Genomic DNA, 23,006 nt, shown 5'->3' with positions numbered 1-23,006 from the left:
TAAAAAGGAGCGCATCAATGCGCTCCCTACGACGAGTCTGAAAGGTCGGCATTAATGCCGACCACATCAATCAACCCTCGTGCAACCCGCACTCGCGCTTCAGGCCGAAGAAGCGCGTCTCTTCCTCAGCCATACCCGGTTCCCACTTCTTCGTGGTGTGCGTATCGCCGACCGACAAATAGCCTTCATCCCACAGCGGGTGGTATTTCAGGCCGTGCTGCGTCAGATACTGATGCACCTGGCGATTATCCCAGTCAATGATCGGCAGAATCTTGAACACGCCACGCTGCACTGCCAGCACCGGCAAACTGGCACGGCTGCCTGACTGATCACGGCGTAGACCCGCAAACCAGGTCTGCGCACCCAAAGTTTCCAGCGCGCGATTCATCGGTTCGACCTTGTTGATCTGGTTGTACTGCTCAATCCCCTCGACGCCCTGCTCCCACAGTTTGCCGTAGCGCGCTTCCTGCCATGCTGGAGAAGTCTCAGCACGGAAGATTTGCAAATTGAGATTGAGCTTTTCGGTCAGCTCATCAATAAAGCGATAGGTTTCCGGGAACAGATAGCCGGTATCGGTCAGGATCACCGGTGTATCCGGCTTCTGCTGCGTCACCATGTGCAGCAAAACCGCCGCCTGAATACCAAAGCTGGAAGAGAGCACAAACGCACCGGGCAGATTTTCCAGCGCCCAGCTGACGCGCTGCTCAGCGGAGAGCTTCTCCAGCTGCACGTTGCTTTCCGCTAGCGCCATGATGCGATCAACTTTACTGCCGCTATTCAGTGCTGCGAGATCAAGTACCGTCATACTGCCTCCGAGTCCCAAAAATCACGGGCGGGATCAACCACGGCTTTGATAATGCCAACGCGAATCACGAAGTCACCGAAGCCTTCATCAGCTTGGCGCTCGGTTGCCCAGCGCGCGACCAGTTCGTCGATGCTGGCCAGGATTTCGCCTTCGTTGATGTTCTCGCGGTACATACGCGGAATGCGCGTGCCCATGCGGTTGCCGCCAATGTGTAAGTTGTAACGGCCCGGTGCTTTCCCCACCAGACCTAACTCTGCCAGCAAAGCACGGCCGCAACCGTTCGGGCAACCGGTAACGCGTAGCACGATGTGCTCTTCGCCGACACCATGCTTATGCATGATCTCTTCGACTTTAGTGACGAAGGACGGCAGGAAGCGCTCGGCTTCCGCCATCGCCAGTGGGCAAGTCGGGAATGCCACGCAGGCCATGGAGTTTTCGCGCTGCGGCGTCACCGCTTCCATCAAACCGTGTTCACGAGCGATGGCTTCGATCTGCGCTTTTTGCTTCTCCGGCACGCCCGCCACAATCAGGTTCTGGTTGGCGGTGAGGCGGAAATCGCCCTGGTGAATTTTGGCAATCTCGGCAATGCCGCGCTTAAGCGGACGACCGGGATAATCCAGTAAACGACCGTTTTCGATAAACAGCGTCAGATGCCATTTTTTGTCGATGCCTTTCACCCAGCCAACACGGTCGCCGCGCGTGGTGAAAGCATAGGGGCGAATCGGTTCAAACGTCAGACCGGCACGTTTTTCCACTTCCGCTTTAAAGGTCTCAACACCCACCCGCTCCAGCGTGTACTTGGTCTTCGCGTTCTTACGATCGGTGCGGTTGCCCCAGTCACGCTGCGTCGTCACAACGGCTGCGGCCACATCGAGGATCTTCTCTACCGGCAGGAAACCAAACTCGCTGGCGGTACGCGCATAAGTCGCTTTGTTACCGTGATCGATTGACAATCCGCCACCGACTAACAGGTTAAAGCCAATCAGTTTGCCTTTCTCCGCAATGGCGATGAAATTCAAATCGTTGGCGTGCAGATCAACATCGTTATGCGGCGGCACCACCACCGTGGTTTTGAATTTACGCGGCAGATAGGTTTCACCTAAAATCGGCTCTTTATCCGTTGTCGCGACTTTCTCTTTGTCCCACCAAATCTCGGCGTAAGCACGGGTTTGCGGCAGCAGATGCTCAGAGAGTTTTTTCGCCCACTCATAGGCTTCCTGATGCAGCTCAGACTCCACCGGGTTTGAGGTACACAACACGTTACGGTTAACGTCGTTGGCGGTGGCCAGCGCGTCAAGACCGACTTCATGCAGCATCTGATGCGTCGGCTTCACGTTCTTTTTCAGAATGCCGTGAAACTGGAAGGTCTGGCGGTTAGTCAGACGGATGCTGCCATAAATGGTTTTATCAGTGGCGAACTTATCAATCGCCAGCCACTGAGTTGGCGTGATGATGCCACCCGGCAAACGGCAACGCAGCATCATGGCATGACGCGGTTCCAGCTTCTGTGCGGCACGTTCGGCGCGGATATCGCGGTCATCCTGCTGGTACATACCGTGGAAACGGATCAGCAGGAAGTTATCGCCGGTAAAGCCGCCTGTCAGGCCATCATCAAGATCGTCGAGGATGGTGCCACGCAGGTAGTTGCTCTGTTTTTTCAGACGCTCAGCGTCAGTTAGCTTGCCTTCAACGACCAGCGGTCCAGGATGTTTTTCGCTCATTAGTAAACGTCTCGCTGATAACGGCGCTCAATGCGCAGCTCACTCAAAAATTCGTCAGCCGTTTCACGATCCATGCCGCCGTGTTCGACCACCACATCCAGTAATGCCTGCTCGACGTCTTTCGCCATGCGATTAGCGTCACCACAGACGTAAAGGTGCGCGCCCTCTTCAATCCAGCGCCACACTTCCGCCCCTTTCGCGCGGATTTTATCCTGTACGTATATTTTCTCAGCCTGGTCGCGTGACCACGCTAAATCAATGTTAGTCAGCAAGCCGTCTTTAACGTATTTCTGCCACTCCACCTGATACAGGAAATCATCGGTGAAGTGCGGGTTACCAAAGAACAGCCAGTTTTTACCGCTCGCGCCGTCGTTATCACGCTGCTGCATAAAGGAGCGGAACGGTGCGATGCCCGTGCCTGGGCCGACCATGATCACCGGCGTTTCCGGATTCGCTGGCAGGCGGAAGTTGTCGTTGTGTTCAATGAACACACGAATATCACCGTCCTCTTCGATGCGATCCGCCAGCCAGGTTGATGCACCACCACCGCGCTGACGACCATCAATTTCGTAGCGCACCGCCCCCACCGTGATATGCACTTCGGTGTCGGTTTCCGCTTGCGACGAGGCGATAGAGTAGAGGCGCGGCGTGAGCGGACGCAGCAGCCCAGTCAGTTGTTCCGCATTCAATTCCGTCGGTGCCTGACGCACCATATCGACAATAGGGAAACTCTGCGCATAGCTCTGCAGCTTTGGTTTATCACCTGCCAGCGCCAGCAGCGCATCGTTACGTGACAACGCTGCATACTGCTCGACGATCTGCGGAGTATTCACCGTCAGTTCATAATGCTTTTGCAGTGCTTCCGCCAGCGGCAGGGTTTCGCCGTTCACTTCAATCGGTTCGTCACCTTTCAACCAAACCAGTTGCAGCAACTCCTGCACCAGCTCGGGGTCGTTTTCAAACCACACACCCAACGCATCACCCGGCTGATAGCGCAGGCCGGAATCACCAAGGTCGATTTCAATATGACGTACATCTTTATCTGAATCGCGGCCGGTGATTTTTTGGTTTGCGGCGAAGCTGGCCGTGAGCGGCGCTTCTTTGCTGTATGGGCTACTGTGGATTTCGTTGACGGCACCTGTCGAGGCCACTGCCGCTACGGCAGAGGGCGCACTGGGTACACGCGCTTTCAGAATCTCAGTGATTTGCTGACGCCAGGCAGCGGCCTGCTCTTTATATTCCACGTCGGCATCAACGCGAGCCAGCAGGCGTTCTGCGCCCAGCTCGGCCAGACGCTCATCAAAGTCTTTACCGGCTTTACTAAAGAATTCGTAGGAGGTATCGCCGAGGCCGAATACGGCAAAAGCGGTACCTTCACATTTCGGCGCTTTCTTCGACAGCAGGAATTTATGCAGCGCAACAGCTTCTTCTGGCGGCTCACCCTCACCTTGCGTCGAGGTCACCACCACCAGCAATTTTTCCTGGCCGATCTGTTTGAATTTGTAGTCGCCAGCATTGACCAGATTGACGTTCAGCTTGGCGGCCAGCAGGTCGTCGCGCAGTTGCTCAGCCAGGCGACGTGCGTTACCGGTCTGCGAAGCGGAGATCAGCGTAATGGTCGGCGTCTCAGCCTGAACCGGTGCTGGCGCAGCGGCGGCACCGGGTGTCTGGTTGACCATGCCCCAAAAATAGCCGGAGAGCCAGGCCATCTGGGTGGTGTTGAAATCCGTGGTCGCCGCCTGTAAGCGCGCGAGTTGCTCGGGATTAAGCGGGAGCATTGAACCTGGTGCCTGAGTCGTCATCGCGTTAAACATTCCAGTGTATGAAGTCCGGACCAATCGGTGGCGGAAGAGTGGGTAGGTTACCGGGCTGTATATTAACGATTAAATAAGCCTTCGACATATTAAATAACCAAAATGACTAAGTGGTTTTTTGGGTAAAGTTAATCGGCAAAAGTGGTAAATAAACCCGTTTTTATTCAATGCATTAGATTAGGCATAGTGAGATCGATGCCGCAAAATGCCCTTTTCACTCGTAGCGGGTGCGAAAAATCTGTGATTCAGGTAGAATTCGGCGGTTTTTAAGTCTGAGAGCCATTATGTCTACCACGCTATTTAAAGAGTTCCAGTTCGAATCAGCTCACCGCTTACCGCATGTGCCTGAAGGGCATAAGTGTGGTCGCCTGCATGGCCATTCGTTCCTGGTACGGTTGGAAATCACCGGTGAAGTGGATGCGCATACCGGTTGGGTAATGGATTTTGCCGAGCTGAAGGCGGCGTTTAAGCCGATTTATGATCGTCTCGATCATCACTATCTCAATGATATTCCTGGCCTGGAAAACCCGACCAGCGAAGTGCTGGCGAAATGGATTTGGGATCAGATGAAGCCGATCTTGCCAGAACTGAGTGCAGTGATGATTAAAGAGACCTGTACCGCAGGCTGCGTCTATCGCGGCTGAGACCGTCATCTTCCATGCTGCAGGTGCGTTGACTGCCCTCACCCAGTCCAGTCACTGACTGATGTAAGCTTCTGGGGATGCGCTCAGTTGCCGCCTTCCTGCAACGTGGAATATTTGGTCTCTCCATTTTTTATCGTTTATTCATATCTCTGTAACCCTCGCCCTCTACGTTGTTGTCTCCTTCATTAAAGATCAAGAGAATCAACAATGAACCTGCTAAAACGCCTTTCTGTTATTGCTTTGCTTATTTCCGCCTCTGCCGCCGTTCAGGCGCAAAACGTGCTGGATTTCCCACAACCCGATAAAGTCCCGGATGAGTTCTATGCGGTGACTGAGATCCCTGCGGGCGGCATGATCAAATATGAAACCGACGCGAGAACCGGCTTTATCGTTGCCGACCGTTTTCAGTCGATGCCGGTAGCCTATCCAGCGAACTACGGTTCACTGACCCAGTCACTGGGTGGTGATGGCGATCCGCTGGATGTGATCTTCTATACCCGTGCGCCGCTGCAACCGGGTACGCTGATCAAACTGCGCCCGATTGGCGTGCTGAAGATGATTGATGGGGGTTAAGTGGACGACAAGATCGTCGCAGTGCCCACCAGCAAGATCGACCCCACTTACGACGACATCAAAGAGATGAAGGATCTGCCGAAGATGGAGCAGGAGCGTCTGCAGGCGTTCTTCCGCGTCTACAAGCAGTTGCCGGACGGTCGTAAGAAAGTGGAGTTAAATGGATTTGAGGATGCGGCGAAAGCCAAAACAGAAATCAAACAGGCATTCGACGCGTATAAAGCGAAGCAATAATGGCGATAAGGTCGCTATGAATGGCTGAATCAGCGCGGTGATGGCCAGGGTCGCCATGAATGGCAACCCTACGACAATCCAGCGCAGTTTTCAAAGGGTGCGCATTGATGCGCACCTGGTTTATCAGGCGATATTCAAATACTTGTGTGTCTGCATTGAAAGGCGCCAGTTGCGGGCAATACAGGTCTCAATGCACAGTTTGGTCGCCGCATCACCACGGCTGATCGGTTGCAGCGCAACAATACGATTTTTATCGTCGTGCAGACCGGCCAGCAACGCATCTAACGCTTCCACATCACGCTCACGCGCCACCGGATGTTTAATTTCATCGGCTCGCTGCAACGCCTGCGGCAACACATCATAACCGCCACGCATATTCACTTTGGGTGAAACCGTCACCCAAGTGGCTTCTGAGCACTGCACTTCATGGGTGCCACTGGTTTCAATCTGGCAGTCAAAGCCTGCGGCTTCCAGCGCTTCTGTTAACGGGCGCAAATCGAAAATCGCCGGTTCGCCGCCGGTGATCACCACATGGCGCGCGGTCCAACCCTGGCGCTGAATGGTCTCAATCAGCATTGCCGCATCGGCGCTGCCCCAGGCGTCGCTCTCCACGGTTTTCACCAGAATATCGCCCAGCGATGTCTCCCGATCGGCCAGCTTTTCCCAGGTATGTTTGGTATCACACCAGCTACAGCCCACCGGACATCCTTGCAAGCGGATGAACAGCGCCGGAACACCGGTGTAAAAACCTTCACCCTGCAGGGTCTGGAACATTTCGTTAATCGGGTAGAACATTTTTTACTCACGTCTAAAATTCGAGGCGCAGATTATGGCAGATTTTCGCCGTCGGTTCACAGCTGCTTCGCAGCAAAAAGCAAAAGCCCCGCACGAGGCGGGGCTTTATCAGCGATGATGCAGCCGGTCAGGCCACATCAGCAGACCATTACTGGCCTTTAACTTCTTTCAGACCGTTGAACGGGGCTTTGTCACCCAGCGCTTCTTCGATACGAATCAGCTGGTTGTACTTAGCAACACGGTCAGAACGGCTCATAGAACCGGTTTTGATCTGGCCTGCAGCAGTACCGACCGCCAGGTCAGCGATGGTAGCATCTTCAGTTTCACCTGAACGGTGTGAAATCACCGCGGTGTAGCCTGCGTCTTTCGCCATCTTGATTGCAGCCAGAGTTTCGGTCAGAGAACCGATCTGGTTGAATTTGATCAGGATGGAGTTAGCGATGCCTTTATCGATACCTTCTTTCAGGATCTTGGTGTTGGTCACGAACAGGTCGTCACCAACCAGCTGGATTTTGTCGCCCAGAACTTTAGTCTGGTAAGCGAAGCCCGCCCAGTCAGACTCATCCAGACCGTCTTCGATAGACACGATTGGGTACTGTTTAGTCAGGTCTTCCAGGAAGTGCGTGAACTCTTCTGAGGTGAAGGCTTTGTTACCTTCGCCAGCCAGCACATATTTGCCGTCTTTGTAGAATTCAGATGCTGCACAGTCCATCGCCAGGGTGATGTCTTTGCCCAGCTCGTAACCGGCTGCTTTTACCGCTTCAGCGATAACAGCCAGAGCTTCAGCGTTTGAACCCAGGTTTGGCGCGTAGCCACCTTCGTCACCCACTGCAGTGCTCATGCCTTTGGCTTTCAGTACTTTTGCCAGGTTGTGGAAAACTTCAGAACCCATACGGATGGCTTCTTTCACGTTTTTCGCGCCAACTGGCTGAATCATGAATTCCTGGATGTCGACGTTGTTGTCGGCGTGCTCACCACCGTTGATGATGTTCATCATTGGCAGAGGCATAGAGAATTTGCCTGGGGTGCCGTTCAGTTCAGCGATGTGCGCATACAGTGGCAGGCCTTTAGAAGCCGCAGCCGCTTTAGCCGCAGCCAGAGAAACAGCCAGAATGGCGTTAGCGCCGAAGTTGGATTTGTTCTCAGTACCGTCCAGCTCGATCATGATCTTATCGATGTTCGCCTGGTCTTTGGCATCTTTACCGGTTACCGCAGCAGCGATAGGACCGTTAACAGCTGCAACCGCTTTGGTTACACCTTTGCCCAGGAAACGAGATTTGTCACCGTCACGCAGCTCCAGTGCTTCGCGAGAACCGGTTGAAGCACCTGATGGCGCAGCAGCCAGACCAACGAAACCGCCTTCCAGATGCACTTCTGCTTCTACAGTCGGGTTGCCACGGGAGTCGATGATTTCGCGACCGATGACTTTTACGATTTTGGACATTCGATTTTCCTCAGTACAAGTTAGTCAATCCTAAGACAAACAACGCGCGAAAAGTTCGCGCGCTGTTCGTTAAACTCTTACTTCGCTAACCGCTTCTGGTGCTCCTGCGCGGCTTTAACAAAGCCAGCGAACAGCGGATGACCATCACGCGGGGTCGACGTAAATTCCGGGTGGAACTGACAGGCTACGAACCACGGATGATTCGGGAGTTCAATGATCTCCACCAGCTGGTCATCACCGGAACGGCCCGCAATATGCAGACCCGCCGCTTCAATCGGCTTCAACAGCAGATTGTTCACTTCATAACGATGGCGGTGACGTTCAGTAATCACGTCAGAACCGTACAGCTGGCGCACTTTGCTTCCTGACGTCAGCTGGCACTGCTGGCTACCCAGACGCATGGTGCCGCCCAGATCGCTCTGCTCACTACGCTGCTCAACGTTACCTTCTTCATCACGCCATTCGGTGATCAGCGCAACCACCGGATACTTACAGTCTGGCACAAATTCAGTTGAGTTGGCGCCTTCCATCCCGGCCACATTGCGTGCGAACTCCATCAGCGCAATCTGCATACCCAGGCAGATGCCCAGATAAGGGATGTTGTTCTCACGGGCGTACTGCGCAGTGAGCATTTTGCCTTCCACACCACGGTAGCCGAAGCCGCCAGGGATCAGGATAGCATCGAGATCTTTCAGAATTTCGACACCGCGTGACTCCACATCCTGCGAGTCGATCAGCTTGATGTTCACGGTCACACGATTTTTCAATCCACCGTGCTTCAGCGCTTCAATCACTGATTTGTACGCATCGGGCAGTTCGACATATTTGCCGACCATACCGATGGTGACTTCGCCGCCCGGATTGGCTTCTTCGTAAATAACCTGTTCCCATTCGGCCAGGTTCGCTTCCGGTGCGCTCAGGTTGAAACGCTTGCAGATATAGTCATCCAGGCCCTGCGATTTCAGCAGGCCAGGGATTTTGTAGATAGAATCCACATCTTTCAGGGAAATAACCGCTTTTTCCGGAACGTTACAGAACAGCGCGATTTTAGCGCGTTCATTAGCCGGCACAGCGCGGTCTGAACGGCAGATCAGCACGTCTGGCTGAATACCGATCGACAGCAGCTCTTTCACTGAATGCTGGGTTGGCTTGGTTTTCACTTCGCCTGCAGCCGCCATATACGGCACCAGCGTCAGGTGCATATACATGGTGTGTTCACGGCCCACATCAACCGCCATCTGACGAATGGCTTCGAGGAACGGCAGTGACTCGATATCACCAACAGTACCGCCAATTTCAACCAGAACCACATCGTGGCCTTCGCCACCTTCAATGATGCGTTCTTTGATCGCATTGGTGATATGCGGGATGACCTGAATCGTGGCACCCAGATAGTCACCGCGACGCTCTTTGCGCAGCACTTCTGAGTAGATACGACCGGTCGTAAAGTTGTTACGGCGCGACATTTTGGTGCGAATGAAACGCTCGTAGTGACCTAAATCCAGATCGGTTTCGGCCCCATCATCGGTGACGAACACTTCACCGTGCTGTGTCGGGCTCATGGTACCCGGATCGACGTTGATGTACGGATCGAGTTTCATGATGGTCACATTCAGACCACGTGCTTCAAGGATGGCTGCGAGGGAGGCTGCGGCAATGCCTTTGCCCAGAGAGGAAACAACCCCGCCGGTCACAAAAATATAATTCGTTGTCATGCTGAACCTGAGAGTTTAGGTTTAAAGACGATGGAATAACCAAGACGGGAAAATAGTATACCCGAAGTCGTCCTAAGCCACAATTGATCAATCACACCATCCCCGCGCATTGCAGCCGACAACATAGCGGATAGAGGCGGGTGAAATGTTGACGTACGTCACAAAGTTGCCGCAAGGCTGAATCGAGTAAGCTTAAGCGGCTAAATTATGCTCAAAGGAGGAATAATCGGCAATTTATGGAATAATCGCTGAGTCTTTGTTCTCACAGGCTTTCACCTGTTGCCAGGCCTCTTCCATCTGCTCCAGCGTGGCGTCGTTCATTGCCAGCCCCTGTTCCGTGATAATGCTTTCAACCTGGCGGAAGCGACGTTCAAATTTGTCGTTGGCTTTCTGCAACGCCGTTTCTGCTTTGCTACCTAAATGGCGTGAAAGATTCACCGTCGCGAACAGCAGATCGCCTATCTCCTCTTCCAGTTTGTCGCTGTCGATGACCGCCTGCTGCGCTTCGTGCATCACCTCATCAATCTCTTCATACACTTTGTCGAGTACCGGGCCCAGCGTGTTCCAGTCAAAGCCCACCGTGCTGCAGCGCTTTTGAATTTTATGCGCGCGCATCAGGGCAGGCAGTGCTTTTGGAATATCATCCAGCGCCGAATGTTGCGACTTTTCAGCTCGCTCTTGATGCTTAATCGCTTCCCAGTTTTTGAGTACTTCCTGAGTGGTGTCTGCCTGCACATTGGCGAAGATATGCGGATGGCGGCGCTCCAGTTTGTCGCTGATGGCATTGCAGATGTCATCAAAGTTGAAACGCTGCTGTTCATCCGCCATTTGTGCGTAGAACACCACCTGGAACAGCAGATCGCCTAATTCACCGCGCAGATCGTCAAAATCCTCGCGCTGGATGGCATCGATCACTTCATAGGTTTCTTCCAGCGTGTATGGGGCAATGGAAGCGAACGTCTGTTGACGATCCCAAGGGCAGCCATGCTTCGGGTCGCGCAGGGTTTGCATGATAGTGAGCAAGCGGTTGAGGGCTGTCATGAGGGAGATCCTTAGCGGTTAAAAATGGAAAAGGTCGCCATAAATGGCGACCCTACGACGCACCGAATGAATGTAGGGTCGGCATTTATGCCGACCTGGCAAACATCAGTTCAAGCGGCGCGCGTCAATAATATCCGGCACCTGATTGAGGCGAGCCAGCACGCGGCCCAGCACCTGCTGGTTGTAAATCTCGATATCCATATCAATGGTAGCGAGCTGTTTTTTGGTGTCGCTGCGGCTGGAAACACCCAGTACGTTCACTTTTTCATTCGCCAGAATGGTGGTGATATCACGCAGTAAACCGCTGCGATCGTTGGCCGTAACGCGCACCACCAGCGAATAACCACTGGAATAATCCTCACCCCATACCGCATCAACAATACGTTCCGGGGCGTGTGAGATCAGCTCATTAAGCTGATCACAATCAGCGCGGTGGATGGAAATACCCCGGCCTTGGGTAATAAAGCCCACGATATCGTCGCCCGGAATCGGCTGGCAGCAGCGTGCGATGTGATGCAGCAGATTGCCGACGCCCTCCACCACCACACGACCGCCCTCTTTGCGCGGCGCTGGCGTATAAGCTTTTTGCGTCAGCTGACGCAGCGCTTCACGGTCTTCCTCTTCGGCGCTCGGCTTGTGGAGTTTGGCCTGCAGGAAATTCACCATCTGATTGAGGCGAATATCACCGCCGCCAATCATCGCCAGCAACTCGTCCTGCGAACTGACGTTGTAGCGCGGCAGCAGAATTTTTTCCGCCTCGCGGAAACTGATATCCAGCTGGCTCAATTCACTCTCAAGAATCTGACGACCTGCCAGAATGTTCTTGTCACGATCCTGCTTACGGAACCAGTTGTGAATCTTTGAACGCCCACGGCTGGTGGTGATGTAGCCGAGGTTAGGATTCAGCCAGTCGCGGCTCGGGTTCGGCTGCTTCTGGGTGATGACTTCAATCTGATCGCCCATCTGCAACTGATAGGTAAAGGGCACAATGCGCCCGCTGATTTTGGCACCGATACAACGATGCCCGATATCGCTGTGAATGTGGTAAGCGAAGTCCAGCGGCGTCGACCCGGATGGCAGATCCACCACATCGCCTTTAGGCGTAAACACATACACGCGATCATCAAACACCTGGCTGCGCACCTCTTCCAGCATTTCGCCAGAATCAGCCATCTCTTCTTGCCAGGTGATCAGTTTACGCAGCCAGGCAATCCGGCCTTCATGACCCGCTGCGCCACGCGCATTGGCGGCGGTTGGGCCTTCTTTGTATTTCCAGTGCGCCGCCACACCCAGCTCGGCATCTTCATGCATCTGGCGGGTACGAATCTGGATTTCCACCGTTTTGCCTTGTGGACCCAGCACCACGGTATGAATCGATTGATAGCCGTTGGGCTTGGGATTGGCGACGTAATCGTCAAACTCACTTGGCAGGTGGCGGAACAGCGTGTGCACGGTTCCTAAAGCGCCGTAACAATCCTGCAAACGTTCCGCCACGATACGCACCGCGCGAACATCAAACAGTTCATCGAACGCCAGCGACTTCTTCTGCATCTTGCGCCAGATGCTGTAGATGTGTTTCGGGCGGCCATAGACTTCGGCACGCACGCCCTCTTTCTGCATCTCTTTACGCAAATTATCGACGAAGTCATCGATATAACTTTCGCGATCAATACGACGCTCGTGCAGCAGTTTGGCAATGCGCTTGTATTCGTCAGGATGCAGGTAGCGGAAGCAGTAATCTTCCAGCTCCCATTTGAGCTGGCCGATGCCCAGACGGTTGGCCAGCGGCGCATAGATGTTGGTGCTCTCTTTCGCCGCGAGCACGCGCTCATCTTCTGGCGCATCTTTCATTTCGCGCAGATGGGCAATACGTTCGGCCAGTTTAATGACCACGCAGCGGAAGTCTTCCACCATTGCCAGCAACATACGGCGGACGTTATCCACCTGCTCTGAGGCCATGGAATCATTATGGATCGCTTTCAGCTGGCGAATGGCATCCATGTCGCGCACGCCATGAACCAACGACACAATGCCCTTACCGAAGGACTTTTCCAGTTCTTCTTCGCTCACCACATCGGCATTTGCCAGCGGGAACAGCAGCGCGGCGCGTAAGCTGTCGTTGTCCATACTGAGCATGGTGAGGATTTCCACCATCTCAATACCGCGCCACAGCAGCAGAGCCTGATCTGGATGGTCGTGCGTTTCGGCTTCACAGTAGCGCCACGCATCCGCCAGTTTCTGGCAGGATTGCGGATTATTAATATTTAAACTGGCGATCCACTGGTCAAGGGCAAATTCCCCTTCCGTATTTAAATGCGCACTTCTAACCGCAACCATATCCTCTCCTGCCATAACGACGAAAACGCCGCTTATGTTTTGCTAAACAGCACCATGGATTCGAGATGGCTGGTATGTGGGAACATATCCAGCATCGCGACCCTTTCCAAATGGTAGCCCGCCGACAGTAATGCCTGACTGTCGCGCGCAAGTGTTGTGGGGTTACAGGAAACATAGACCACACGTTGCGGCGCAAGTTTAACCACATGCGACATCACACCGGCGGCGCCAGCGCGTGCTGGATCCAGTAACACCTTGTTGAAACCCTGCGCTGCCCAAGGCTGGTGGGCAACATCTTCCTCCAGGTTGTGCTGGAAAAAGCGGACATTTTTAAGATTATTCAGTTCAGCATTATACGCTGCCTGGCGGACTAATGCTGCAACACCCTCCACACCCACGGCATTTTGTACGAACTTTCCTACCGGCAATGTGAAGTTACCCATACCGCAAAACAGATCCAGCACCCGATCGTCTGGCTGCAGATCCAGCCATTCAATGGCTTTCGCCACCATCTGCTGATTCACGCCGTCATTAACCTGAATAAAATCTTGCGGGCTAAAAGTCAGTTTTAAATCATAAGATTGGTAGAAAGGTGCGTATTCACCCAGCGGCTGCAAGCTGTCACTGCCGTCGGCCAGATAACACATCAGCTTGTGCTCATGCGAAAAACGTTCCAGTTTTGCACGATCGCCAGCGGACAATGCATCAAGATGACGCAGCACCATCAGCGGCCCATTATCGGCCAGTACCAGCTCCAGGTGGCCCAAACGCCTGACCGCATTTAAGCTGCTGAGGCAGCGGTGCAAGGGTTGCAATAATGCCTCAAGCTCGGGCACCAAAACGGGGCACTGAGTTAACGCCACCAGATCATTACTCGCCGCCTGACGGAATCCCATCTGCAAACGTTGCTGTTTTGGTTGCCACTGCAACCCCAAACGCGCACGACGGCGATAGCCCCAAGGGGCACCGCTGATGATTTCATCCACACGCACCGGCAAGGGCGTATCCCGGCTGAGCATGCGGCTGAGCGCGCGCGCTTTACTTTCCTCCTGCAGTTCAACCGCCGCATGTTGCTGCTGGCAGCCGCCGCACACGCCGAAATGCACACAGCGCGGTTTCTCACGCTGCGCACTTGGGTTGGTGATCTTATTGGCTTTGGCTCGCGCGTACTGACGTTTGTCCTCCAGCACCGTGACCTCGGCCTGTTCACCCGGCAGCGCACCGCTGACAAACATCGCCTTACCTTTATGGCGCGCAACACCTTGTCCGAAGGGATCAAGGTCTTCAATGGTGACGGTAATACGTTGCTTAGTCGTCACGCGCTGTTTTGCGGAGTAAAATTGCGCCATAGTGTTGTGAATTCTCTATATTAATTGGGTGTGCCGCCGCTACCGGAACGAGCACAGGGATAAAAATGCCAGGAGTCGCCAGGCCACAATTATGACCAAATACAGCCTGCGGGCGCGAATGATGATTTTGATACTGGCGCCAACGCTAATGATTGGCCTGCTGCTCAGTACCTTCTTCGTGGTTCACCGCTATAACGAATTACAGCATCAGGTACGCGACGCGGGCTCGAACATCATCGAGCCGCTGGCGGTATCGAGCGAATATGGCATGACCTGGCACAACCGCGATGCGATTCGCGAGTTGGTCAGCCTGTTGCATCGTCGTCATTCGGATATTGTCCGTGCCATTACCATTTTCGACAACAACAATCACATCTACGTCACCTCAAACAACAATCAAAATCTCGCGCTGCTGCAAAAAGAGGATATCTCGACGCTGGAGGATGGCGTCTCCGTTGAGCGTCACGGCAGTGTAATGGTGCTGCGCACGCCGATTATCTCTGAACGCTACTCCGTGGATGAGCTGCCGGGCGAAGATGCCAAACCGGCGGGCAATCCACTCGGCTATGTCGCCATCGAACTGGATCTGCAATCCGTGCGGCTGGAGCAGTATAAAGAGGTGTTCGTCGCCACTCTGCTGCTGCTGTTCTGCTTGTGTATCGCCATGCTGTTTGCCTATCGCCTGATGCGCGATGTCACGGGGCCGATTCGCAATATGGTCTCCACGGTTGACCGTATCCGCCGTGGCCAGCTCGACAGCCGGGTGGATGGGTACATGCTGGGGGAGCTGAGTATCCTGAAAAATGGCATCAACGCGATGGCGATGTCGCTGACCGCCTATCACGAAGAGATGCAGCAAAATATCGATCAGGCGACCTACGATTTACGCGAAACGCTGGAACAGCTGGAGATTCAAAACGTCGAGCTGGATCTGGCGAAAAAGCGCGCCCAGGAAGCGGCGCGTATCAAATCAGAATTCCTCGCCAACATGTCCCACGAGTTGCGTACGCCGCTAAATGGCGTGATTGGCTTTACGCGTCAGATGCTGAAAACCGGCCTCAGTACCAACCAACGCGATTACATGAGCACCATCGAACGTTCCGCCAACAACCTACTGAGCATTATTAATGATGTGCTCGACTTCTCGAAGCTGGAAGCGGGCAAGCTGGTGCTGGAGTCGATCCCCTTCCCGCTGCGCGCCACGCTGGATGAAACCCTGGTGCTGTTGGCACCTTCGGCCCATGAAAAAGGTCTGGAGATCACCGTTTGTCTGGAGAAACAGGTACCAGACAATGTGATTGGTGACCCGTTACGCTTGCAGCAAATCCTGATCAATCTGCTGGGTAACGCGATCAAGTTCACCGAACGCGGCCACATCGATTTACGCGTAGAACTGCGCAGTATCAGCACAACACGGGTGGAGCTGGAACTGCAGGTTCATGACACTGGCATTGGTATCTCAGAGCAGCAGCAGTCGCAGCTTTTCCAGGCATTCCGTCAGGCGGATGCCAGTATCTCGCGTCGCCATGGCGGCACGGGATTAGGTCTGGTGATTACCCAGAAACTGGTGAGTGAGATGGGTGGCGAGATCGCCTTCCACAGCCGTCATAATCAGGGCTCGACCTTCTGGGTGCATATCCATCTCGATCTCAATCCTAATGCACCGCCAATTCCTCGTATGCTGGATGATTTGCGCCCCGTCCCGCTCGCCTACATTGAACCCCACGCCGCAGTCGCCAAAGCGGTGCAGGAGATGCTCAGCATTACGCCGTTGCAGGTACAGCATTTCGCCACGCTGGAAGAGATGCCCGACGCAGATTTCCCGCTACTGCTAATGGGATTACCGGTTAATGAACCCCATCCCTCGACCCTGTCTGATGCATTGATTGAGCGCCTGCGGTCACGCGCCGATTCGGTGCTGCTGGCGCTGCCGAGCGAAATGATGCTGTTTGCGGACGATCTTCGTGCGCGTGGCATTGCGGGATGCATTGCTAAACCCATCTCTCTGACGCGCCTGCTGCCGATGCTGCTGGATTTGCACAGTCGAGACAGCGATGTGCCCGCGCGCAGTGCTCGCCAACCGCTGACGGTGATGGCGGTGGACGACAACCCTGCCAACCTGAAACTGATTGGCGCACTGCTGGAGGAGCAGGTGCAGCACATCATACTGTGCGACAACGCGGAACAGGCGATCCGCCAGGCGCGGTTGCACAAGCTGGATGTAATCCTGATGGACATTCAGATGCCCGATATCGATGGGATCCGTGCCAGTGAAATCATCCGTAGCCTGCCGCTGCACGCCAATACGCCGATTGTGGCCGTCACCGCACATGCTTTGGATGGTGAGCGCGAGCAGCTGATTGGCGCAGGCATGAACGACTATCTGGCGAAGCCCATCGATGAAAACAAGCTGAACCAACTGCTGCAACGTTATGCACCGAATAGCGTCCCGGCTCAGCCAACGCAGCCAAACGTCGCACCGTCACTCGACTGGACGCTGGCCTTGCGCCAGGCAGCCAACAAGCCGGATTTGGCGCGCGACTTACTGCAAATGCTGCTGGATTTTCTGCCTGAAGTGGAAGCGCGCGTGGAACATGATATGGCGAGCAATGATGTGGCGGGGTTGCGCGAAATTATCCATAAGCTGCACGGCAGCGCCAGCTACAGCGGCGTGCCTCGCCTGAAACAGCTGTGCCAGCAGTTGGAGAAGAGTTTGCATCAGGAGAGCGATATCGCAGCGCTGGAGCCTGAACTGCTGGAGTTAAGTGACGAGATGGCGAACGTGGCAAGGGAAGCGCGGAAAGTGTTGGCCATCAAAACGTAGGGCACGGCATTTAGGCCGCCCGTGATGGGCTGCGGGCGCGCCGAAGCACGCCCTACCGTCGTCTTACAACCCTTGCCCTGCCTTAATGGTCGCGGCGACATTGCGCGCCGTGAGCCGCACATTCTGTGCCGCATTGGCCAGCGCATCTTCCAGTGAGCCAATGCTGAACAGCACGCTAAACACCGCATCCAGCCCGTGCTGATGCACCACGCCGACGTCCGCCGTCAAGCTGCCCGCAATGCCAATCACCGGTTTATTGAATTGTTTGGCGACCTTTGCCACGCCAATCGGCACTTTGCCGTTAATCGTCTGGCTATCAATCCGTCCTTCGCCAGTGATCACCAAATCGGCATCTTTCACCTGCTCGGCTAACCCCAACGCTTCGGTGACAATTTCAATGCCTCGGCGCAACTCAGCCTGGCAAAATGCATGCAGCGCCGCACCCATGCCACCGGCGGCACCCCCACCAGCAATGTGCAGCACATCAATATCCAGATCGCGATGAATAATGCCCGCGTAATGTTCCAGCGCCTGATCCAACTGCTTCACCAGTTCCGGCGTGGCGCCCTTTTGCGGGCCGAAAATCGCCGAAGCGCCATCTTCACCGGTTAGGGGGTTGGTCACATCGCAGGCGACTTCAATGCGACACCGCTGCAGGCGGGCATCCAGCTGATCGATCTCAATCCGTGCCAGCTGCGGTAATGCCCCACCGCCGAAAGCAATCTCATTGCCCTGCTTATCCAGCAAGCGCGCGCCGAGCGCCTGCATCATGCCGGATCCGCCATCGTTGGTGGCGCTGCCACCAATGCCGATGATGATATGGTCCACGCCACGGTCGAGTGCGTTTTTAATCAACTCGCCGGTACCGAAAGAGTTGGTCATCAGCGGATCGCGCTGTGCGGGCGGCACCAACTCCAATCCACTCGCGGCAGCCATTTCGATAAATGCCGTGCGCGCATCGCCGGATAAGCCATAAAAGGCCTCCACTGGCGCGCCCAACGGTCCAGTGACATTCAACCTGACAAGGCTACCTTGTGTGGCGGCCACCATCGCTTCTACCGTGCCTTCCCCCCCGTCGGCGACCGGTATTTTTACGTATTCGGCTTCGGGAAAGATTTCGCTAAATCCCGCTTCTATTGCCGAAGCCACTTCCAGGGCAGACAAACTCTCTTTATATGAATCCGGTGCGATGACAATTTTCATAGGCAATCCGAGCGCGGTGAATGACGGTTTTCCGTCCGGCTAATGCAGTAAGCGGTCCGGCATCCTCAGACACCGGACGTGCAAACTACCGGGTGATCTCTACCTGAGCTAATTTTTCATAATAGCAAGCCAGCGCGCTATGGTCGGAAGTGCCTTTGCCATCCACCTTCAGCGCCTGCATCATCTCCATCACCGCGGCAGTCAATGGCAGATGGGCGCCAATGCCATGTGAAGTATCCAGTGCATTGGCTAAGTCTTTGATATGCAGATCAATGCGGAAACCTGGCTTGAAGTTACGATCCAGCACCATTGGCGCTTTGGCGTCCAGCACCGTGCTGCCCGCCAGTCCGCCGCGAATGGCCTGATAAACCAGTTCAGGATTCACGCCCGCTTTGGTCGCCAGCGACAGGGCTTCTGACATGGCAGCGATGTTAAGCGCCACAATCACCTGGTTTGCCAGCTTAGTGACGTTGCCTGCACCGATATCTCCGGTATGCACCACCGAACCCGCCATCGCTTTCATGATGTCGTAGCACTGGTCAAACACCGCTTTATCACCACCGACCATCACTGACAAGGTGCCTTCAATCGCTTTAGGCTCGCCACCGCTCACCGGCGCATCAAGCATCTTGATGCCTTTTTCTGCCAACGCATCGTGCACTTCGCGGCTGGCTAATGGCGCGATGGAACTCATATCGATGACGATCAGCCCCGGTTTGGCCCCTTCGATAATGCCATTGGTGCCCAGGCAGACTTCTTTAACCTGAGGTGAATTGGGCACCATGGTGATCACCACATCCACCTGTTCAGCCACCTCTTTTGGCGTTTTCGCCACGGTTGCACCCAGCTCCACCAGTTCGGCTTCGTTGCTGACATTGTGGTCACGTACTACCAGTGAATAACCGGCTTTCACCAGGTTTTTACTCATCGGTTTGCCCATAATACCGAGGCCGATAAATCCAATTTTCATTGCCTTTCCCCTATGTCAGTTATTTCTTAAATTTGTCGCACAACGCCTGCGTGGCGTTACGGAACACACCCAAATCGCTGCCCACCGCAACAAAAGTGGCACCCCATTCCAGATAACGGCGCGCGTCCGCTTCCACCGGGGCAAGAATGCCGCTCGGTTTGCCCGCGGCTTTGGCACGCTCAAAGATGTGCTTAATCACTTTCAATACTTCAGGATGCGCAGGCTGACCGAGATAGCCGAGCGCGGCAGACAAGTCACCCGGACCGACAAAAATGCCATCCACGCCTTCAACTGCGGCAATCGCATCGATGTTGTCGACTGCCTGCTGCGTTTCGATCTGCACCAGCACCGTGATGTTGTCATTGATGGTAGCGTTGTATTCCGGCAGCGTGCCGTACATATTGCTACGATGCGAAACGGATACGCCGCGGATCCCCACCGGCGGATAGCGTGTAGATGCCACGGCGCGAATCGCCTCTTCCTCGGTTTCCACAAACGGCACCAGGAAGTTGTAGAAACCGATATCCAGCAAACGCTTAATAATGATCGGTTCATTGCATGGCGGACGCACCACCGGCGCACTGTGGCTGCCTTTCAACGCCATCAACTGCGGAATGAAAGTGGTAATGTCGTTTGGCGCATGTTCGCCATCCAGTACCAGCCAGTCAAAGCCCGCCAGTCCCAATACTTCAGTTGAAATCGGGCTGGCAAGTGCACACCAGCTACCAATCAGAGTTTCCCCTGCCAGTAAACGGCGACGAAAATGGTTCGGCCAGGCATTGCTCATTGTCGTTACTCCTGTCGGTTACAGCAGGCACCCGCACGAGGTGCCGGAATCGTTAGCGCACCAGGCACGGACGTTTGTTATCAAAGGTCCAGTTCGGTACGAGGAACTGCATAGCCTGCGCATCATCGCGCGCACCTAAACCGTGTTTCTGATACAGCGCGTTGGCTTGCATCACCTGATCCATATCCAGCTCCACGCCCAGCCCCGGTTTTTGTGGGACCTGCACCATGCCGCCTTTGATCTGGAACGGCTCTTTGGTCAGACGCTGATTGCCTTCCTGCCAGATCCAGTGGGTATCGATGGCGGTGATGGCGCCCGGCGCGGCAGCGGCAACATGGGTGAACATCGCCAGTGAAATGTCGAAGTGATTGTTAGAGTGTGAACCCCAGGTCAGGCCAAAGTCGTGACACATCTGCGCCACCCGCACCGAACCTTGCATGGTCCAGAAGTGAGGATCGGCCAGCGGGATGTCCACGGACTGCAGTGACAGCGTGTGGCCCATTTGACGCCAGTCGGTGGCAATCATATTTGTCGCCGTCGGCAGGCCGGTAGCACGGCGGAATTCCGCCATCACTTCACGACCGGAATAGCCCTGCTCTGCACCACAAGGATCTTCCGCATACGCCAGCACACCTTTCAGTTGCTTACCGAGCAGAATTGCCTCATTTAAAGACCATGCGCCGTTGGGATCGAGTGTCACTCGCGCCTGCGGGAAACGCTTCGCCAGCGCCGTGACCGCTTCCGCTTCTTCACCGCCGCGCAGCACACCGCCTTTGAGTTTGAAATCGTTGAAACCGTATTTCTCATACGCCGCTTCCGCCAGACGCACCACGGTTTCCGGCGTCAGTGCTTCTTCATGGCGCAGGCGATACCAGTCGCATTTATCATTTTCCTGGCTCTGATACGCCAGCGAGGTTTTCTTCCGATCGCCAACGTAGAACAGGTAACCGAGCATTTCGACGCGGTCACGCTGCTGACCATCACCGAGCAGCGACGCCACATTGACACCAAGATGCTGGCCGAGCAGATCCAGCAACGCGGCTTCGATGCCGGTGACCACATGAATGGTGGTACGCAGGTCAAAGGTCTGGTTGCCGCGTCCGGCAGAGTCGCGATCGGCAAAGGTACTGCGCACCAGGTTGAGAATGTTTTTATATTCGCCGACGGTTTTCTGCACCACCAGCGCCGCCGCGTCTTCCAGCGTCTGACGAATCTTCTCGCCGCCAGGAATTTCACCCACGCCGGTGTGGCCGGCGTTATCTTTGATGATGACGATGTTGCGAGTGAAGAACGGCGAATGGGCGCCACTCAGGTTGAGCAACATACTGTCGTGACCGGCCACTGGAATGACCTGCAACGAGGTAATTTTCGGGGTCTGACTCATTTCCTGCTCCTTATGCATGACTGCGACCGAAGGCCGGGCGCTTGCGGTCGAATGACCAACCGGGAACCAGATACTGCATTGCCGTGGCGTCATTACGTGCGCCCGCCGGCAGGGATTTGTAGAGGGCATTGGCTTGGTGGATACGGTCCCAATCCAGCTCAACACCCAGCCCTGGTTTGTCCGGCACGGCAATTTTGCCGTTGCGGATTTGCAGTGGCTCTTTGGTCAGGCGCTGATCGCCCTCCTGCCAAATCCAGTGGGTATCAATCGCCGTGGGTTTACCCGGTGCAGCAGCGCCAACGTGGGTAAACATTGCCAGAGAAATGTCGAAGTGGTTGTTAGAGTGGCAACCCCAGGTCAGGCCCCAGTCGTCACACAGCTGCGCGACTCGCACCGCGCCACTTAGCGTCCAGAAATGTGGATCCGCCAGTGGGATATCCACGGAGTTGAGCATCACCGCATGATTCATCTCACGCCAGTTGGTGGCGATCATATTGGTGGCGACCGGCAACCCGGTGGCGCGACGGAATTCGGCCATCACTTCACGCCCGGAATAACCTTGTTCAGCACCGCACGGATCTTCGGCGTAAGTCAGCACATCACCCATGCCTTTGCACAAGCGAATCGCTTCATCGAGTGTCCAGGCTCCGTTGGGATCGACTGTGATACGAGCATCCGGGAAGCGCTTCTTCAGCGCGGCCGCCGATTCAATTTCCTGCTCGCCCGGCAATACACCGCCCTTGAGTTTGAAATCTTTGAAGCCGTATTTGTCCTGTGCCGCTTCTGCCAGACGAACCACCTCCTCCGGTGTCAACGCTTCCTGATGACGCAGGTGATACCAGTCGTGACTGGCGCCTTCGCCGGTCAGATACGGCAAATCGGTTTTGCGACGATCGCCAAGGTAAAACAGATAGCCCAGCACCGTGACTTCATCGCGCTGTTGACCGGGGCCAAGCAATTCTGCCACCGGCACGCCAAGACACTGACCCAACAGGTCGAGCAGTGCTGCTTCCAGCGCAGCCACGGCATTGACGCGCAGTTCAAACGTCCAGGCACCTTTGCCAAAGGTGTCGAAATCCGCAGACTGGTTGCCTTTGTGCACCTGCTGCACCAGGCGATTCATGCGAGCCACCTGCTGGCCTTTAACCTGTGGAATCGCTTCGACCAGCGTTTGATAGATGGTCTCACCACCTGGCGCTTCACCCACGCCGGTATGGCCAGCGCTATCGGTTAACACCACGATATTGCGGGTAAAACTGGCGCTGTGTGCGCCGCCAATGTTCAGCAGCATGCTGTCGTAACCGGCAACCGGGATCACCTGCATATCGGTGATCACCGGGGTACTTTGCGTGTTCATACTCAGTCC

General features: G+C 55.0%; 16 protein-coding genes and 1 pseudogene. 3 read left to right on the top strand and 14 right to left on the bottom strand.

Annotated features, from left to right (window positions below; all coding sequences use genetic code 11):
- Nucleotides 1–70 precede the first annotated feature (70 nt).
- Genes ACPUC8_RS17730 through cysJ form a run of 3 tightly spaced genes read right to left on the bottom strand, consistent with a single transcriptional unit; the run spans nucleotide 71 to nucleotide 4,328 of the window.
- Complete coding sequence (locus ACPUC8_RS17730; protein WP_039330741.1) at nucleotides 71–805, bottom strand: phosphoadenylyl-sulfate reductase; 735 nt, start codon at nucleotides 803–805, stop codon at nucleotides 71–73.
- The gene (cysI, locus tag ACPUC8_RS17725) at nucleotides 802–2,526 is read right to left on the bottom strand and encodes an assimilatory sulfite reductase (NADPH) hemoprotein subunit (RefSeq protein WP_494926923.1); all 1,725 of its coding nucleotides are present in this window, start codon (nucleotides 2,524–2,526) and stop codon (nucleotides 802–804) included. Before cysI ends, ACPUC8_RS17730 begins: the two co-directional genes overlap by 4 nt.
- Nucleotides 2,526–4,328, bottom strand: coding sequence for an NADPH-dependent assimilatory sulfite reductase flavoprotein subunit (cysJ, locus tag ACPUC8_RS17720; RefSeq protein WP_494926922.1), 1,803 nt, complete (start codon nucleotides 4,326–4,328; stop codon nucleotides 2,526–2,528). The genes cysI and cysJ overlap by 1 nt, the downstream gene beginning before the upstream one ends.
- 296 nt (nucleotides 4,329–4,624) lie before the next feature.
- Here cysJ and queD point away from each other — a divergent pair, with 296 nt between their 5' ends.
- Both queD and ACPUC8_RS17710 read left to right on the top strand, forming a co-directional pair.
- Nucleotides 4,625–4,984, top strand: coding sequence for a 6-carboxytetrahydropterin synthase QueD (gene queD, locus ACPUC8_RS17715; RefSeq protein ID WP_039330734.1), 360 nt, complete (start codon nucleotides 4,625–4,627; stop codon nucleotides 4,982–4,984).
- Nucleotides 4,985–5,191: 207 nt separating this feature from the next.
- Nucleotides 5,192–5,791: pseudogene (locus ACPUC8_RS17710) on the top strand (inorganic diphosphatase).
- 123 nt (nucleotides 5,792–5,914) lie between these two features.
- On the opposite strand, the gene queE reads toward ACPUC8_RS17710, so the two are convergent.
- The 6 genes from queE to rlmD form a co-directional block, all read right to left on the bottom strand.
- A complete protein-coding gene (gene queE / locus ACPUC8_RS17705; RefSeq protein ID WP_039330731.1) occupies nucleotides 5,915–6,586 on the bottom strand; it encodes a 7-carboxy-7-deazaguanine synthase QueE in 672 nt (223 codons plus the stop codon).
- Nucleotides 6,587–6,734: 148 nt separating this feature from the next.
- Complete coding sequence (gene eno / locus ACPUC8_RS17700; protein WP_034823037.1) at nucleotides 6,735–8,030, bottom strand: phosphopyruvate hydratase; 1,296 nt, start codon at nucleotides 8,028–8,030, stop codon at nucleotides 6,735–6,737.
- A gap of 77 nt (nucleotides 8,031–8,107) precedes the next feature.
- Nucleotides 8,108–9,745 carry a glutamine hydrolyzing CTP synthase gene (pyrG, locus tag ACPUC8_RS17695; protein ID WP_039330729.1) on the bottom strand — a complete coding sequence of 546 codons (1,638 nt, stop codon included), beginning with the start codon at nucleotides 9,743–9,745 and terminating at the stop codon, nucleotides 8,108–8,110.
- A 234-nt stretch (nucleotides 9,746–9,979) separates the two neighbouring features.
- Nucleotides 9,980–10,786 carry a nucleoside triphosphate pyrophosphohydrolase gene (gene mazG, locus ACPUC8_RS17690; protein WP_039330727.1) on the bottom strand — a complete coding sequence of 269 codons (807 nt, stop codon included), beginning with the start codon at nucleotides 10,784–10,786 and terminating at the stop codon, nucleotides 9,980–9,982.
- A gap of 105 nt (nucleotides 10,787–10,891) precedes the next feature.
- Nucleotides 10,892–13,123, bottom strand: a complete 2,232-nt coding sequence (gene relA / locus ACPUC8_RS17685; protein WP_039330725.1) for a GTP diphosphokinase — start codon at nucleotides 13,121–13,123, stop codon at nucleotides 10,892–10,894.
- A gap of 32 nt (nucleotides 13,124–13,155) precedes the next feature.
- On the bottom strand, nucleotides 13,156–14,472 hold the full coding sequence (gene rlmD / locus ACPUC8_RS17680; protein ID WP_058973989.1) for a 23S rRNA (uracil(1939)-C(5))-methyltransferase RlmD: 1,317 nt from the start codon (nucleotides 14,470–14,472) through the stop codon (nucleotides 13,156–13,158).
- A gap of 91 nt (nucleotides 14,473–14,563) precedes the next feature.
- Between rlmD and barA the strand changes: the two genes are divergently transcribed.
- Nucleotides 14,564–17,296 carry a two-component sensor histidine kinase BarA gene (barA, locus tag ACPUC8_RS17675; protein WP_494926921.1) on the top strand — a complete coding sequence of 911 codons (2,733 nt, stop codon included), beginning with the start codon at nucleotides 14,564–14,566 and terminating at the stop codon, nucleotides 17,294–17,296.
- Between the two features lie 63 nt (nucleotides 17,297–17,359).
- Here barA and ACPUC8_RS17670 read toward each other — a convergent pair whose 3' ends face one another.
- The 5 genes from ACPUC8_RS17670 to ACPUC8_RS17650 form a co-directional block, all read right to left on the bottom strand.
- Nucleotides 17,360–18,499 (bottom strand): glycerate kinase, encoded by a 1,140-nt coding sequence (locus tag ACPUC8_RS17670; RefSeq protein ID WP_494926920.1) that lies wholly within the window; start codon nucleotides 18,497–18,499, stop codon nucleotides 17,360–17,362.
- Nucleotides 18,500–18,584: 85 nt separating this feature from the next.
- On the bottom strand, nucleotides 18,585–19,469 hold the full coding sequence (garR, locus tag ACPUC8_RS17665; protein ID WP_039330718.1) for a 2-hydroxy-3-oxopropionate reductase: 885 nt from the start codon (nucleotides 19,467–19,469) through the stop codon (nucleotides 18,585–18,587).
- 19 nt (nucleotides 19,470–19,488) lie between these two features.
- Complete coding sequence (garL, locus tag ACPUC8_RS17660; RefSeq protein ID WP_058969866.1) at nucleotides 19,489–20,256, bottom strand: 2-dehydro-3-deoxyglucarate aldolase; 768 nt, start codon at nucleotides 20,254–20,256, stop codon at nucleotides 19,489–19,491.
- A gap of 52 nt (nucleotides 20,257–20,308) precedes the next feature.
- Nucleotides 20,309–21,640, bottom strand: coding sequence for a glucarate dehydratase (gene gudD, locus ACPUC8_RS17655; protein WP_039330715.1), 1,332 nt, complete (start codon nucleotides 21,638–21,640; stop codon nucleotides 20,309–20,311).
- A 10-nt stretch (nucleotides 21,641–21,650) separates the two neighbouring features.
- Complete coding sequence (locus ACPUC8_RS17650; protein ID WP_494926919.1) at nucleotides 21,651–22,997, bottom strand: enolase C-terminal domain-like protein; 1,347 nt, start codon at nucleotides 22,995–22,997, stop codon at nucleotides 21,651–21,653.
- Between the last annotated feature and the right edge of the window lie 9 nt (nucleotides 22,998–23,006).

The organism is Pantoea sp. CFCC18177, assembly GCF_059412425.1.
This window is presented reverse-complemented; position numbering and strand designations above follow the sequence as displayed.